At 27.1% G+C, this 17,502-nt stretch carries 9 protein-coding genes; 7 read left to right on the forward strand and 2 right to left on the reverse strand.

Annotation, left to right across the window (positions count from 1 at the left end):
- The first annotated feature begins 399 nt into the window (after nt 1-399).
- Nucleotides 400-1,746 carry a glutamate--tRNA ligase gene (gltX, locus tag GOY14_RS03135; RefSeq protein ID WP_175809814.1) on the forward strand — a complete coding sequence of 449 codons (1,347 nt, stop codon included), beginning with the start codon at nt 400-402 and terminating at the stop codon, nt 1,744-1,746.
- A 996-nt stretch (nt 1,747-2,742) separates the two neighbouring features.
- Here the strand turns inward: gltX and GOY14_RS03140 are convergent.
- Entirely contained in the window at nt 2,743-4,074 is a 1,332-nt protein-coding gene (locus GOY14_RS03140; protein WP_175809815.1) for a dihydroorotase, read from the reverse strand.
- A gap of 395 nt (nt 4,075-4,469) precedes the next feature.
- Between GOY14_RS03140 and GOY14_RS03145 the strand changes: the two genes are divergently transcribed.
- Nucleotides 4,470-6,980 carry an ankyrin repeat domain-containing protein gene (locus tag GOY14_RS03145; RefSeq protein WP_175809816.1) on the forward strand — a complete coding sequence of 837 codons (2,511 nt, stop codon included), beginning with the start codon at nt 4,470-4,472 and terminating at the stop codon, nt 6,978-6,980.
- On the opposite strand, the gene sdhA is transcribed toward GOY14_RS03145, so the two are convergent.
- Nucleotides 6,977-8,782, reverse strand: a complete 1,806-nt coding sequence (gene sdhA / locus GOY14_RS03150) for a succinate dehydrogenase flavoprotein subunit (RefSeq protein ID WP_175809817.1) — start codon at nt 8,780-8,782, stop codon at nt 6,977-6,979. The two genes, GOY14_RS03145 and sdhA, sit on opposite strands and share 4 nt — an antisense overlap.
- A 2,398-nt stretch (nt 8,783-11,180) precedes the next feature.
- Between sdhA and yajC the strand changes: the two genes are divergently transcribed.
- From yajC to GOY14_RS03175, 5 genes are all read left to right on the forward strand, one after another.
- Entirely contained in the window at nt 11,181-11,600 is a 420-nt protein-coding gene (yajC, locus tag GOY14_RS03155; protein ID WP_175809818.1) for a preprotein translocase subunit YajC, read from the forward strand.
- Between the two features lie 43 nt (nt 11,601-11,643).
- The gene (gene glmS / locus GOY14_RS03160; RefSeq protein ID WP_175809819.1) at nt 11,644-13,464 is read left to right on the forward strand and encodes a glutamine--fructose-6-phosphate transaminase (isomerizing); all 1,821 of its coding nucleotides are present in this window, start codon (nt 11,644-11,646) and stop codon (nt 13,462-13,464) included.
- A gap of 233 nt (nt 13,465-13,697) precedes the next feature.
- Nucleotides 13,698-14,585: a GTPase Era gene (era, locus tag GOY14_RS03165; protein ID WP_175809820.1), complete on the forward strand. Its 888-nt coding sequence runs from the start codon at nt 13,698-13,700 to the stop codon at nt 14,583-14,585.
- 1,544 nt (nt 14,586-16,129) lie between these two features.
- Nucleotides 16,130-17,056 carry a ribose-phosphate diphosphokinase gene (locus GOY14_RS03170; RefSeq protein ID WP_175809821.1) on the forward strand — a complete coding sequence of 309 codons (927 nt, stop codon included), beginning with the start codon at nt 16,130-16,132 and terminating at the stop codon, nt 17,054-17,056.
- The gene (locus GOY14_RS03175; RefSeq protein WP_175809822.1) at nt 17,046-17,399 is read left to right on the forward strand and encodes an Asp-tRNA(Asn)/Glu-tRNA(Gln) amidotransferase subunit GatC; all 354 of its coding nucleotides are present in this window, start codon (nt 17,046-17,048) and stop codon (nt 17,397-17,399) included. Before GOY14_RS03170 ends, GOY14_RS03175 begins: the two co-directional genes overlap by 11 nt.
- Nucleotides 17,400-17,502 lie beyond the last annotated feature (103 nt).

Here is a 17,502-nt window from a genome sequence, read left to right on the forward strand (position 1 = left end):
AAGAAATTACTATAACAAAAACCATTCAAGTACCATCTATTTTAGCAATAAAATTTTTCTTATTAAAATACTCATCAGTATATTTCATCTCTCATAGACAAAACTTTGAAAATTTAATAAAATCTATAAAAACACGATTCTATCATGAGTTCTATAATAAAAAAATTAAATACTAAGAGATATTAGCTTTTAACACCTTTATCTTTACAATGTTAGATCATAAAATACTTTCACCATATATTGTAACAAAGAAAATTGATAAGATCTGTTAAATAATTTTATGCCTTTTCCCCTATTACTACTTAAATTTTTACAAACAAAAGTTCATGAAAACTTTAATTGCTTATTTGCTTTCACTATAATACTTATATAAAATTTTTAAAAAGCTAAGATAACACAATGTTAACAAGATTTGCACCAAGCCCAACAGGTTATCTTCATGTAGGAAATATTCGCACTGCACTCATATCTTGGATGTATACACGTAGTCAAAATGGCAAATTTCTACTTCGCTTCGACGATACTGATTTTCAGCGCTCAAATACCAAATACATAAATAGCATCATACAAGACTTACAATGGGTTAGCATAGACTGGGATTCAAACTTTAAGCAATCAGAACGCTTTGAGCGCTACAACGAGGTATTTTTAAACTTGGTAAAAGAAGGACATATTTATCCATGCTATGAAACAAGAGAAGAACTAAATATCAAACGTAAAATACAGCTAAAACAAGGACTTCCACCTGTTTATAACAGAGATGCATTACTTCTCACTGAGCAAAAAAAAGCTCATTATGAACAAGAAGGAAGAAAACCATATTTTAGATTTAAGTTAGATAGAAATAAAATCGTTAAATGGGATGATGAAGTTAAAGGCAAAATAAACATTGTAACTAGCCACATTAGTGATCCTGTAGTAAAAAGAGAAAACGGAGTTTACACATATATGCTACCTTCTGTTATTGATGATTCTGATTTTAATATAACACATATCATACGGGGAGAAGACCATATAACCAACACTGCAGCACAAATACAAATGATACTAACATTAAAAACAAAAGTTCCTACATTTGCTCACCTTTCTCTACTACATTTTAATAAAAGTAAAATATCAAAGCGAAAAGGTGAATTAAATATTAGATCTATAAAAAAAGATGGAATTGAACCAATTTCACTTGCTAATTACTTAGCAAAGCTTGGAACAGCAAACTTTACCAAAGTTCATACTAACATGCAATCTTTAATTAACTCATTTAATATTAAAAAATTTAGCTCAGCATCTGTTCAATTTAGTTTAAACGAAGTATACAAGCTCAATAGAAAAGTTCTACAACAGATACCATTTAAAACGGTAAAAAAACGTCTAAATCAAGTTAAAGTAAACTCTTCAGAGTTTTGGTATTTCATAAGAAATAATATAGAAAAATTTTCTGAAGTAGCAAAGTGGTGGAAAATATGTAAATTTAATATAGAACCTGTAATCTTTGATAAAGAATTTATAAAAATAGCGCTTAACACGTTACCACAAGGTGACTGTAATGAAAATACATTATCAGAATGGATTAAAGCTATTCAGCAAGTAGTAGTAAATACAAAAACAAAAGACTTACTTATGCAGCTGCGTTTAGCCTTAACAGGCAAAAAAACAGGCCCAGAACTTGCTAAATTATTAATTTTTATTGGCAGAGAAAACATCACTACAAGATTAAAAGAAAAGCAAGTAGTACAAAAAAAATTATAGAAAAATATTAAAATTTTTAGAGCAGCTAGGGCTGTAACAAGACTTCATTATAATAGGTATCTTAAAGTAAATATAAATACAGCTTATTTTCTTCACCAACTATTATAAATATAAAATCTCAAAATCCATACAGAAATACATTTGTAAAGTAAAGTTATCACTAACAAATAAGCTCTAAAAAGAATATCTCATCTAAAAATGGAATTAAGTATAAGAATACATAATACATGAAAACTTGCTAAAAATAGTTAATAACAAATCTGTAATATATTATTACTACGTCATTGCCCTTTAAATAGAATGAATGATCAACAAAATAAAAAAGCATAAATTACTAAATATTAAAAAAATAATCATTAAATTTAAAATAAGTCATATTTTTAAAAATTATATTTATTATATCATATACTAAGAAGTAGTATATCTTACTTCTTAATAAAGAAAAGATGATACTTATAAGTAAAAAAAACTATAAATAAACCACAAAACAAGTTCTCATTAAAATTTAAAAAAATAATTTGTGTCATTACAGAAAATATAATTTAGATATCAAAAATAAAAATTTCTATAATTGATTTATTATATCACATTTTAAGTCACTATTTCAGTACTTAATTAAACAAAAACTTAACCAAGAAAATTCTGAATCCTGATAAAATAAATTTTATCTTTCTATAGGTAGATCTAACTCATTCAAAATATATAATTCTACAAAGATTAACCATCCACAAATTCAATAAATGCATTTATTGAATAATACAAATTCAAATGTAAACAATTAATAAAATATTTTTTCATAAAATCTAATAACAAAATCTATTAAAGAATATCAAAAAAACTCTACCAATAAAAATTAAAGCTAAATTAATCACACATATAGTAAATATCAAACTTTACTATAATGTTTTATACTTTTAATAAAAATGCTAAGCTCGAAAAAATCACAAGTCACAGAAAATAAAAATTTTATATAACACCAACTATCCTTCTATACAATTATTCACATAAGTAAACGGTTTTGCCTGATACAATAGTACGTACCACACGACCCTTTACTTTACGTTCATTAAAAGGAGAATTCTTTGATTTACTAGCAAAATTATCAATTTTAATTGTCCACTCATAATTTAAGTCAACCAAAATTAAATCAGCAATAAGATTTTTTTGTATACGACCGCGTGGTATATGTATTATATCAGCAGCTTTATATGTAAGCTTTGCCAACACATCAAACAAACTCATTTGCCCACTATGATAAAGTTCAAGTGAAAGAGGCAGCATTGTTTCAAGGCCAACAATACCAAATGCAGCGTCTTCTAATGGTAAATTTTTGGAATCACAATCATGCGGAGCATGATCAGTTGCAATACAATCAATCACACCCGTCTTCAAACCTTCAATCATAGCTAAACGATCACCTTCAGTACGAAGGGGAGGATTTACTTTTGCAAGTGCTCCATATTTTCTCACTATATCTTCAGTTAAAGTAAAATGATGAGGAGTTACCTCACATGTAACATTTAATCCTAAACCTTTTGCATGTTTAATAGCATCAAGAGAATCTTTTGAAGAAACATGCAAAATATGATAGTGCACATTTTTTATATCTTTCATAAGCAATATATCACGACTTACTATAACTGATTCTGATGCACTTAAAATTCCTTTCACTCCTAATTCTTCAGAAATCTTACCTGCATTAATCACACCACCACCGGATAAATTTAAATCTTCTGCATGTTGAGCAATAGGAACATTTAACATACTTGAATAAAGCAATGCTTGTCTCATAATCATTGAATTCATAACTGGCATACCATCATCAGTAAACCCAACTGCACCTGCTTCTTTTAAAAGCGCCATTTCAGTTAACCTTTCTTCCGAAGTAGTAATTTTACCGTAAAATTCAACATTTACATGCGAAGTCTCAAGCGCTCTATATTTCAAATATTTAGCCAAAACAACATTATCTACTGCTGGAATAGTATTAGGCTGACAAACTACAGTTGTCACACCTCCAGCAGCCGCAGATTTACTACCTGTATATATAGATTCTTTATGCTCTTGCCCTGGTTCACGAAAATGTACATGAATATCAATAAGACCAGGCATTAAAACAAGTCCTTTACAATCTATCATCTCGTCAATTCCACTTGGAACTCTATCTAAAAATAATGACTTACTAAAATCAACAATCTTACTTCCTTCAGTTAGCAATGAACCTTTTATATCAAGTCTGCTCTCTGGATCAATAATACGAGCATTTGTATATACTACCTTATAACTCTCTTTTTGTCCTACCTGTAATAAACTCCAAGTTTTAGCCATAAATAATATATGATAACTATTATTAAATTCAAGTTTTAAAAAAAACAACCTATTAAAATACAAGTCATAGATATAAAAAAGATTTATCTTTACTTTTAACCTTTTAAAATAACTTCAAACTAAAATCAATTGCGATTTACTTGGCAAATTTATTCTTTTTTAAGATTAAAAGGCTTAAATAAGCGGTAAATGTAAAGGAGGTTTAAGTCATGATAATAATTTTTTTTAATAAAAAAATTTTTCCTTTCCATCTTATTTTAATTTTACACCATCTTATTTTAATTTTACATACAACACTTAGCTAGTTTCGAATCTAATTCAACTACTTATTACTAATTTTAACAAAATAAACTTTTCTGTATTCACAATAAAATAATTCTAATATTAAAGGTCACATGAATAAAAATACAAATACATTAACTATTAATATAAATAAATTAAAAAAACATATAAACAAAAATAAAAAGCAAGAAAGAAAAGATAATCAACCACATGATTCCACAGAAAAAAAATTAACCTACAAAAGTTCTCACTCTACTAAAAAATTAACTAGATTAAAACACTCACTTAAAAAACAGAAAAAACACTATAAACACTATATTCAACACTTTCTCCCAGAATTAAATAATAAAAAAACATCAAAAAAACTAAATCATACAAAAAAAGATGAAAAAATAAAAAAAGTAATTTCAGAAATCATTTGTAATAGCAAACATTACTTTAATAACAACACCTATAAAAAAAATAATTACAAGAATAGTAAAAATAATGAACTAAAAAATGACTTCTACGATGGCAACATTAAAAATGATTACAAAATAAAAATAGACAATGAAATAACAAATAATAACATTCACTCATCAAAAGAAATTAAAAAACAAAACAATAAAAACATAAAAAAACTAAAAATTTACACAGATATTAATAATATAAAAAATAAAAAAAAGAAAGATATCTACCTTATTACATCAACATCATTGAAAAAAAAACAAAAGCTTAAACTTTTAGATATCTTAATTAAAATTAGCACTAAAAAAAAAGTAGTACAATTTATTAATAACAAAAAGCAAAAAAAAAGCACTCTTCAAAAAAGACTGAGTAATAAAATAACAAAAAAACATGAATCTTATATAGTACAAAATAATAATATGCTCAAATCTTTAACAAAATTATTAAAACATGAAAATAACTATAGTAATTTAAAATTATCTACAGAAAAATTACAAGCTTTAAGAGAAAAACAAAAAACATATTATAATAATCTCTTAGAAAAATTAACAAAACCGGTAAAGCAATTCAAATTAGAGAAGAAAACTGATATAGAAAAAAAAATTAAAGATGCTATAACAAATAGCATAAATATTTTAAATATTAATAATAATAACTATTTACTATATTCAGTAATCAATAATGATGACAAAAAACTTTCTAAAAAACCTTTACAAAAAGGATTAAATATTAGCCTTAAAGATGTAAATGATAATAATACTTTACATCTGATAATTTCAAAATTAAAAAAAGAACATAAGCTTAAATTCTTTAACATATTACTAAAAGTAAGTAAAGAAGAACAATATATCAATGCTATAAATAATAATAAGAACCAAGAAAGTCAAATACCCCTCCACCAATTACTCCAAAATATACAGGAAAAGAGTAAAAAATTTATATCAATAAATAAAATAAAAAATATAACAAAAAAAGAATTCAAAAATACTAATAAATATAAAACCTTAAAGACATTACTAGAAAATAGTACTGATATTACTACTCAAGATAAAAAAGAGAATAATGCTTTACATTATATTATTTCATTCAAAGGAAAACAAAAAATTGCATACTTAAAGTTAATTTTACATAAAGATGAATTTAGTAACGCTATAAACGCTCTCAATAAAAAGGGTCAAACACCTCTCCACCAATTACTCCAGTATATGCAAAAAAAAAGCAAAAAACTTTCACTAGTAAGTTTTGAAAAAACTAAAAGATATAAAACCTTAAAGCTATTACTAGAAAACGGCGTCGATATCACTGTTAAAGATAGTAGTAAAAAAAATGCTCTGCACTATATTGCTTCACTCAAAGGAAAGCAAAAAGTTGCATGCTTAGATCTAATAGTAAAAGATGTGAATATACCTGAAGACAAAATAATCAAAGCTATAAATGCTAAGAATAATAAGGAACAAACACCATTACAAGTAGCATTAATTTCCAGAATAGTAAAAGACAAATATAATTCTCCTAATCATAAAAATAATGATAATATAGCTAAGTTCTGCGTAAAATTATTACAAAATGGAGCCGACCCAAAACAATTAATACTACCTGGATCATTATGGAATAGAAAATATTATCAAACTCTAAAAGAAATAGAAAAATTGACAGGTAAATCACTTATTCCAGATGATACAAAAACTAAACTAAAACTTAATTTTAGCAAAAAATTTAAAACAGATAATATTATAAAGCATACTAACAATATTATTTATAAAGCAGTAACAACATTTATATTTATCGCTCTAACTTGCACAATAATATTAAGTGCTACCCGGAGAAATGTCATAATTACTACCGCACTATATATTATAGCAGCCATAGTAGGCTGCTGCCTTATATATTTTAATTTAGAAAATCTTTACAATTCTTTCAAAGAAATTAAAATAAAATTTACTAAAGAAAAACAAACTATATCTGAAGGCAACATATTCAAAAATAATATGCAATATAGTAATTTTTCTCAAAGCATAGAAAACAAACCTAATAACCCAGAGAAACAAAAAACACAAAAATTACAAGATCAATTACAATTAAAATACATTGAAAAAAGCCTCCCCAATTTTAAAATAGATGATATATCAACATCCAAGTTTATCGAAAAAATATTAGAACCTAACAAAGTAAATTAATAATTCCTCTTTTCTGGCGCTATGAAATCAACATCATCACTTAGAGTTTTTTCAGCAACTTTTTTATAGCCAATTTTTACATCAATTCTATTTTCCTTTTCTTCAAGCCACGCTATAGTATGCTTCATCCAATTTTTATCATCACGCTTAGGAAAATCCTCACGAGCATGAGCACCTCTACTTTCTTCACGATTAGCTGCACATTCCAGAGTAATAATTGCTTGTGGAAGCATATTAGCAAGTTCTAATGCTTCAACTAAATCACTATTCCATATCATACTACGATCTTTAAGTACAATATCAGACATCATTCTTGCTACTTCTTTTATAGCCTTTTTCCCTTCTTCTAAAACTTCAGCAACACGAAACACCGATGCATACCTTTGCATAATGTTCTGCATTTCATTACGAATTTTCGCTGCTCTAATCCCTCCAGAAGCAAATCTCATCTTGTTGAACCTATCCACTATCCAATCTGTACAATCTGAATGCAATTCTTTATGTGGTGTATTAAACTTTAATTTCTCCTTTACTCTTAATGCTGCAGCTCTACCAAAAACTACAAGATCAAGAAGAGAATTAGAACCAAGTCGATTTGCCCCATGCACAGAAATACATGCCGCTTCTCCAATTGCGAATAATCCTTCCACTATTTCCTCCTTACCCTCCTTTAATGTGATTACTTCTCCATGATAATTAGTTGGAATACCACCCATATTATAATGAACAGTTGGAATAACCGGTATTGGATCTTTAGTCACATCGACTCCAGCAAAAGTCTTTGCAGTTTCACTAACCCCTGGAAGCCTCAGTTTTATCATCTCTGGACCAAGATGTGCTATAGTCAAATATACATAATCCTTTTTCGCTCCAACTCCTCTTCCCTCTCTAATTTCAATTGTTATTGCTCGACTTACCACATCGCGAGAAGCTAAGTCCTTTGCCTTAGGTGCATATCGTTCCATAAACCTCTCACCTTGAGAATTAATAAGATACCCACCTTCTCCGCGGCATCCTTCTGTTATTAAGCACCCTGAACCATAAATCCCTGTTGGATGAAATTGTACAAACTCCATGTCCTCAAGTGGTAATCCAACCCTGACCACCATACCATTACCATCACCTGTACAAGTATGCGCACTCGTTGCAGAAAAATAAACACGCCCATATCCACCTGTCGCTAACACTACAAAATGTGCACGAAACTTATGTAATGTACCATCACATAATGACCATGCAAAAACTCCACAACATGCTCCAGTTTTATTATCCATAATTAAATCAATCACAAAGTACTCAACAAAAAATTCAGCATTAAACTTAAGACACTGCTGATATAAAGTGTGAAGAATTGCATGCCCAGTTTTATCTGCTGCTGCACAAGTACGCTGAGCCGATTTCCCTTTACCAAAATGAGTTGTCATCCCTCCAAAGGAACGTTGATATATTTTACCTTCCCTTGTACGAGAAAAAGGAACACCAAAATTTTCAAGCTCTATAACAGCTTTAGCAGCATTTTTACACATGTATTCTATCGCATCTTGATCACCAAGCCAATCTGATCCCTTTACTGTATCATATGCATGCCAACGCCAATCATCTTCAGTGATATTTCCTAAAGCTGCACTGATTCCACCTTGTGCTGCAACTGTATGACTGCGTGTAGGAAAAATCTTAGAGATACAAGCGACTGAAAAATTAGTAGCAGCCATTCCAAGGGTTGCTCTAAGTCCTGCTCCACCTGCACCCACCACCACTACATCGTACTCATGTTCTATAATTCTATAGGATAACCTCTCCATATCTGCTTATTCAAACCATAAACTAATAATATCACCTAAAGAGAAAAATTTATACTAATTTTCTAGCCCTTCAGTAAAATATAAAGAAAAAAGCAAAATAGTAAGTAATTGAACTTAATAGATAAAAATTAATTAAGAGCTAGACATTAAATAAAATTTAAACAATAAGTTACTTGTAATGACTATAAATTAAGTACAAACATATCACAAAATTTTTGAAAGATTAGATTCTTTTACAAACTTTTGTCAGTAAACCTTTATTCCTTCTATGTCTTGTAAACAAAAAAAATTAGAATCAATGCTCTACACACTTTACTATTTATAATAGTTTGCTTGATTAATATCATATACTACAACTACTTATTTCACAATAATAGTACTTTGGCATCACATCTACATATCATAGTTAATTTAAAAAAAACACTAATCATAACAAAAAATACTACTTATACACCCAATCAACACTAAAAAAATTAACCATAAGATTAACAAAACTACTATAATATACACTTTCTCTCAACAGCTTAATCTGTTTTTAACTATCTATTCTATAAACAATAGACCAACTTCTCATCTTCAATTGATACCAACCTAATAAAATTATTCCTTTTTTATTTTTTTATTAAAAGCACCCACTATTGATATAGTACTAGCTTGAAGCTTATACAATACTCCCCCCCTATTTTATTATTACGAGGCTTATACATAAGCATTAAATCCTTTTTAAATATCTTTTACACATCCTTATCATACTTCCTTTAAAAGCTTAATTTATTATATATCTTTTAGTAATGATTTATTACATAATTTTTTAAATAATGAAATAAGACTTATTATTCTCTTTATAATCCTTAATATGAACAAAGTATTAAAATATGCATAATTCTTTTATAAAAAACTTCCTATCATAAATTACAATGCCTATCCACTCACAAACAATACATAGTGGTTCAACTTTAAAAGTTTATTTCATTCAATCACAAAAATAATTAACTTCTCTGCTATCCATACACTCCTTAATATCAAATTCTAAAATTATTAATCTGCCCACCTATCTTCCATTTCATCATACTTTCATAAAACCTTCCTATAACTTGTGAAAACTGATTTTTTACTATAAATCAAGCTCTCAAGGCTCAATTATATACTAAATATAATAATCCTAAGGAAAATATTATGTTTTTAATAACAAATAATTATCTGTATATTACTTAGACATTTTTTCTTACAAAATACTAAAGTTAATAAATGCTACTCACTAACTTTAGCAACTTCTTACAATTAGAATTCTTTACGTCAAGTATTAATGCACTTTCTTTGAATCTTTAAACTCCTAACCTCATAAAAAAAATAATACCTATTTACTTTAACAACATAAAGTAGAACACTTTTTAAAAGCATAAACTGTAGAATAATTCAGCAAAAAATTTTCGCTCTCTCATCTTTAATAATACAAATTAAAAACTAAGTCACCTCTGAAACACAATAAAGTACCCTACCACTAATTTTTCTTTATACACACTCACCTGATCTATTTACTTTTAAAGCTCTAAAGAGCTAATCTTAATAATTTTTCATCCATTACCACTCTAATAATTTTAATATTATAAAACTGCTTAGTTAACTCAGAGAGTTATTATTACCACTTTACACGTTAAGATTAAAAGTAATGAAGTTGCGTGATAACAAAACTGTAAAAATACCCTTAATTTTAGTTTATCTAAAATATTTATATATATTTTTTAAACTTGTTTTATACAAAAAAAGTTCTCATTATAACTAATTTCAAGTTTTTATGTAAGATAAAAATAATACTAAACCTTAAATTAATATTATATATCTATAAAAATAGATCAACTACAAATATTAGTTACAAATAACATAAAGTTAAAATCACTTCACAGTAAGGATAAAAATTAATAAATATTTATGATATAAAAACTTCTAATAATATTTATATAATTAAAAAAACTTAACAATACCATTACTCCATGCTTCCAACTTCTATGTATTAGAACAATAAGAAAAATAAAGACTACTATAAATTTTTAATTAATTATTATATAAAAACACAACACCTAAGTAATATTTATAAAAAATAAATATTTTGACCAACATATAATACATAAAACTATAAATACTATATCCCAACAAAATTTTGCACCAACAACACTACTCTTACAAAGAATTCATAATTTCGCTCATTGAAACTATAGGTCATACATAAAAACAACATAACATTAACATAACAAATTTATATTTACAGTAATTATTTCATACAAAACCAAAATTAACAACCTTTACAATAACTACTATCACCAAACTTGACATAAAATAGTATTGCAGTTAATACTTAAATAGGCTTACTTAAATTTATCGTTAACAACAGGATTAAATTATGTTCACTTCAAAAGTTTCTGCAGCAGCAGATACAACTAGCAATACACCAGGTATTGGTACATCTCTTGCTAACCTTATCCCACTAATTTTAATAATTGTAGTATTTTATTTTTTTATTATCCGTCCCCATCACAAAAAATTAAAAGAACTTAAAAAGATGATAGATCAAGTAAAACGTGGCGACACTGTTGTTACGTCTGGTGGAATAATAGGAGAAGTTAACAAACTTGACGAAGCAAATGCACAGTTTATAATAGAAATAGCACCAAAAGTTGAAATAAAAGTTCTAAAATCTGCTATATCTGAAGTTTTAAATAAGGAAGCTCAAAAAATAGTAGTTAAAGCAAGTGAAAAAGTCAAAATTGAAAAGGAAGACAAAAAAAACAAAAATAGATTAGATAAAACAAATAAAGGATAAAACAATATTAAAATTAAAAATGCTTTATAACTAAAACATAGCTGTGTGTGGAATATTTGGTGCAGTAAGTAATGGTGATTCTATAATACCAACTTTACTAACTGGATTGCAAAGATTGGAATATAGAGGATACGACTCTTCCGGTATAGCAATTATAAATAATAAAGGCAAGATAGAAGTCAGAAAATCAGAAGGTAGAGTTAAAAGACTATATGAAGTCATTAACAATAGTAAAATATCCAGCAGTACAGTTGGAATAGCACATACCCGCTGGGCTACACATGGAGCTCCAAACCTTAAAAATGCCCATCCTATTCATATCAACAATATTGTTGTTGCTCATAATGGTATAATTGAGAATTATAATTTGCTAAAAAAAAGCTTAGAGAAAAAAGGAATACAGTTTTACACTGATACTGACACAGAAATCATACCAAATATGCTAACTATATACCTTAATGAAGGTCTTTCACCTATTGATTCTCTATCTAAGTGTTTAACCAATTTGCATGGTTCTTTTGCTTTAGTCTTATTATTTGCAGAACATCCAGATGTTTTGTTTGTAGCAAAAAAAAAATTACCTTTAGCAATAGGTTATAACTATAATACTTCATTTGCCACTTCAGATTCTAATACCCTAAGTTCAATGGTAGAAAGAATATCTCATTTAGAAGATGGCGACGTTGGAGCAATAAAATCCACTGGAGTTATCATATATAATAATGGTATTCGAGTTGAGCGTAATATAAAAAGCAACAGTCCAAATAATTTTTTAATTAGTAAAAATGGTTATCCTAGCTTTATGTTAAAAGAGATTTTTGAGCAACCTCACACATTAAATAAAACAATAAATCAATTTTATAAAAAGTATACAAAAGTAATATCTGCTCATAAAAAACCATTTTCTAAGCTGAAGTATATTACTATAATCGGATGTGGATCATCTTATTTCTCAGGATTAATAGCTAAATACTGGCTGGAAAGCATTGCTCAAATTCGAGTTTACTTAGAAATTTCATCTGAGTTCAGATATAGCAACACAAAACTAGAAGAAGGAAGTTTTGGATTATACATATCTCAATCCGGAGAAACTGCAGATACCATAGAAGCACTTCATTATGGAAAATCACAAAAACAAATAATTATTAGCATAACTAACACATTCAACAGTAGCATTGAAAAATTTTCAGATATTGTATTACATACTCTTGCTGGACCAGAAATCGGTGTTGCTTCAACAAAAACATTTTCCGCACAACTTGCAGTTTTAGCATGCTTTGTCCTGGAACTTGCAAAAATAAAAGGCACATTAAGTAAAAAAAGAATACAACAGATGAGAGATGCTATTAACTCTATCCCTGAATACGTTGAGTATGTTCTAAATGTAGTGAAGATACAACATATATCAAGCAGCATATTAGAACACAGTAGTATTATCCTAATAGGAAGAGGAAGTTCATATGGAATTGCAATGGAAGGTGCATTAAAGATAAAAGAGCTTTCGTATATTAACACCATTGGCATTGCAGCAGGAGAAATGAAACACGGTTCAATTGCTTTGATAGATTCATCTGTACTTGTCATAGCAATTATCCCATACGACAATTTATTTTTCAAAACATTATCCAACATACAAGAAATTATTGCAAGAAAAGGTAAAGTTATTGCTTTTAGCGATAAAAAAGGAGTTTCACTTTTAAGAAAAGTTTGTACAGATGTAGTGCAACTTCCAGGTACTAATAGTTTTATTTCTCCAATAATCTATAGTATAGCTATGCAGTTCCTTGCTTACTCCATTACAATAAAAAAAGGACTAGATGCTGATTATCCAAGAAATTTAGCTAAGTCTGTTACTGTCGAATAATCACCAAGCTTTAACTAAAATAATATTTGTATACCCATCAAATTAGTTTTATTACAAGCAAATTTTCCGAATTATACTCTCATTTAAAATAAACCATGCATGAAAGCTAATAAGCAGAAAAATAATCTACTTAGGAAGTAAGTGACAAAATTTGTGCTAAATTTATCTTAATTTTATAAAATTCATATAGTTTAACTTGACATTAAACTTCAACTCTATTTACAATCTATTTCGTGAAAGAAAAAAAATGCCTATTTGTTACTATAGCCGGATTACCAAACTCTGGAAAATCTACATTGATTAACAATATTATAGGAAAAAAAATTACAATTGTTACTCCTAAAGCACAAACAACAAGAACCAAAATAAAAGGCATTACAATTTTCAATAAAACACAAATTATCCTTACTGATTCTCCTGGAATCTTCTTTTCTATAGATACAAAACTTGAAAAAGCCCTAGTAAAATCTACATGGTCAGCAATTAAGGATAATGACATAACTTTGCTACTGATTGATATAAAAAATTACTTTAAAAATATAGAAAAAATCAAAATCATATTCGCACGGTTACAACACACAAAAGCAAAATGCATTTTAGTTATTAATAAGATTGATCTAGTAAAAAAGCAAGAGATAAAGATGGCTTATAAATATCTAAGCTTATTTTATAGATTCGAAAAAGTTTTTACAATATCAGCACTAAAAAATAATGGACTTTTAAATTTAATGAGTTATTTATCTGAAGTTGCACCAGTGAGTCCTTGGTTTTATAAAAAAGGACAAATAACTGATTCTTCAGCACATTTTTTATCATCAGAAACTACAAGAGAGAAACTATCCTTGAATTTACATGAAGAATTACCATATTCTACAGCTATCAGAACTGAACAATTTCAAGAAAAACAAGATAAAAGTCTTGTCATAAAACAAGTCATATTTGTACTAAAAGATAGTCATAAAAAAATAGTACTGGGAAAAAATGGTAGTTGCATTAAAAAAATTGGTATTGAAGCACGTACAGAACTAGAAAAATTTTTTGAACGTAAAGTTCATTTATTTTTATTTGTGAAGGTACAACCTTGGACTAATCGCCCCGAAGAATATATAAATAATACCTGACTCTTTAAATTAATGCTTCATATTAAAATTAACTAAATAAATTATAGCAACAATCTACTCAATACTAACAACAACAGTATGAAAAAAATCAGAGACGCATTAATAAAACGTAACTCAAAGGAAATAATTTAAAAAACACTTCTCTAATCAGTCTTTTCATCATATTAGCTATCCAGTTTAATCTATATTAGTATAAAACAATTACTAAGGTAATTTACCACAATAAATTGGATTAAAAGCATGCTAAATTTAACAAATAAAAAATTAATAAAGAAATTTTTAATTATGCATAAAGAAATAATAAAATTAATTTATTCAACAGACATATTTTAACAATATCAATACAAAATAGCATGCTTTAATTACGAATTTAAGCAATATATTTTTTTAAACTAGCAATAAGTTGATATTATAATCAGAAACATAGTAGCTATTTAGAATTATAATTTACTTGATCTCCTTTTTGATTTTAATCTCTCGCACAATCAATGAAGTTTATACATTATTAATCTCCCTGGTAAAATTGGCAACAAATTATTATTTATAGACCTATATTATAGATACAAAAAATTTAAAATCACTATAAAACAGATGTAATTAATAATTATTTAATTTATTATAATCTCTTCTTTTTTAAGATAAAAACTAAAGTTATAACAAAATTATAAAAGAGCATTCTCAAAACATAAGATAAAGGCATGCCTAAAAAGACTCTTAAAAAAGAGCAAAACAACCTATAATATAAAACTTTATAATTGAACCTAAAAATAATAATAAACTTAAATTAAATACTAATTATAATATACCATATTTCATAAATAAAAATCATAACTGTACAAAAACTTCATTTAAGTCTACTGAAACAATACAACTCTAAACACTAACATTTATTTTTATAAAAACGTAGTAAATTTATACCTTAGATAAAGTATATAACATAATACTAATATTACTTTATAAATATATCCTTTATAACTTTTTCTGCCATAAACTCAATATAGAAAACCTTACTTTAATAAAAAAGGACAAGTAGAAACTATTATACAATTAGATCTAATATTGAGCTCAATAAACTATCCATTATAATACTTTATAAAAAGCACTAAAAGAAAGAGCAGAATAAATCTTAGGCCAGTTAAGTTAATAGCATTGACGCTTTAAAAAGCTAAAGCGCAATTTAGTAAAAAATATAAAACTCCATTCCACTTAGATAGTAAAAAACAAACAAAAAACTTAGTAAAATAACTTCACTTTCAACTATACAAAACGAGTTTTAATATTAATTTTTTTTATACTTTTTACAGTTTATAAAAAAACAAGTTTTATATTAATATACTAAAACATACATACAAAAAAAACTTAACATAAAATGTCAATTATACAGTAGTTACTCACTGAATCGGCATAAATTTAAAGTAACTAAAAATTTTCACTATAAATAAAATGAGAGTTTAAATAAATTTACCAAGAAAATTGCGTTAATCCATATTTCTATTATCTTAGAACTTCTGTATACTATTATAAAATAAGTTTATAGATAGATCATGAAAATAATAATAGGCAGCTCTGCTAAAGAATTAGGAAAATCCATAGCCAATAAACTAAATGTTAAACCATTGCTTACTCAAGTATCAAAGTTTGCAGATGGTGAAATAAATGTATACGTAAAAAACGATGTCTATAACCAAGATATATATATAATACAATCAATTTCTCCTCCAGTAAACGATAATCTTATGGAGCTTTTGCTTACAATTGATACAGTAAAAAGATTAAGAGCTAAAAAAATAACAACAATTATTCCTTATTATGGATATAGCAGACAAGATAGAATTATTAAAAATAATAATATGCAATCCGCTTTAAGTGCTAAACTGGTAACAAATCTTATTAAAACTGCAGGTACAAATAGTGTTGCAGTGATTGATATTCATTCAGATCAAATTGAGGGTTTTTTTGATGTACCAATAACTAACCTGAACTGCTTTGAAATATTTGTTGAATCCATATATACAGAAAACTTAGCAATAGTTGCACCTGATATTGGAGCGATTGGTAGAGCACGTACTTTTGCGAAAATTTTAGAAAAAAAACATGAGATAAGATTTAATAATGAAATTATTATAATAGATAAATATAGAGAAAAAGCAGGTATATCTCAAGTAATGAACATAATAGGAAAAGTAACAAATAAAAATTGTGTTATTGTTGACGATATAGTTGATTCTGGTGGAACACTATGTAGTACAGCTCATGCTTTAAAAAGTCATGGGGCAATATCTGTAGTCTCATGCATAACACATAGTGTCCTTTCAGGAAACGCAGTTGAAAAAATTTCTTCCTCCTCTCTAGATAAACTAATAACTACAGACAGTATACTTCACAAACTAAAAAAAACTAGTAAAATAGAAGTTATTTCAATAGCGAATATTTTAACCAATTTTATTAGAGGAAATCAAGATGTCGATTAGATCCACAGAAGATATAATCACTTCACTAATAGAATTTGCAAACAAGAGAAAAGTAACAATTACTAAAAAAGAAATGCTTAAAATTGCACAACTTGTAAGAATCAAGTTATCAAACGATGAAACTGAGCATTACTCTAAAGAATTAACAATGCTAGATTGGATACATGATACTTTGTTACAAGTCAATACTGAAGGTATCTCTCCTGTACGTTATGGTACTATAGATAAAAACATTCACTTACACAATAATGTTACCAATTCCAAAAGTATGAAAGAAGAAATACTATCCAATACAAAATCTGAACATGGATATTTTGTAGTACCAAAAGCTATAAACAACTAAAATAAAACAAGACTTCTTAAAAAAAATATCAATATTAAATATTATTAATACGTAGCTTTAAGTATAAATTTATCACGAAAATACAAACCAATTCTAAAAACAT

This window comes from Wolbachia endosymbiont of Dipetalonema caudispina (assembly GCF_013365495.1).
GTDB lineage: Bacteria > Pseudomonadota > Alphaproteobacteria > Rickettsiales > Anaplasmataceae > Wolbachia.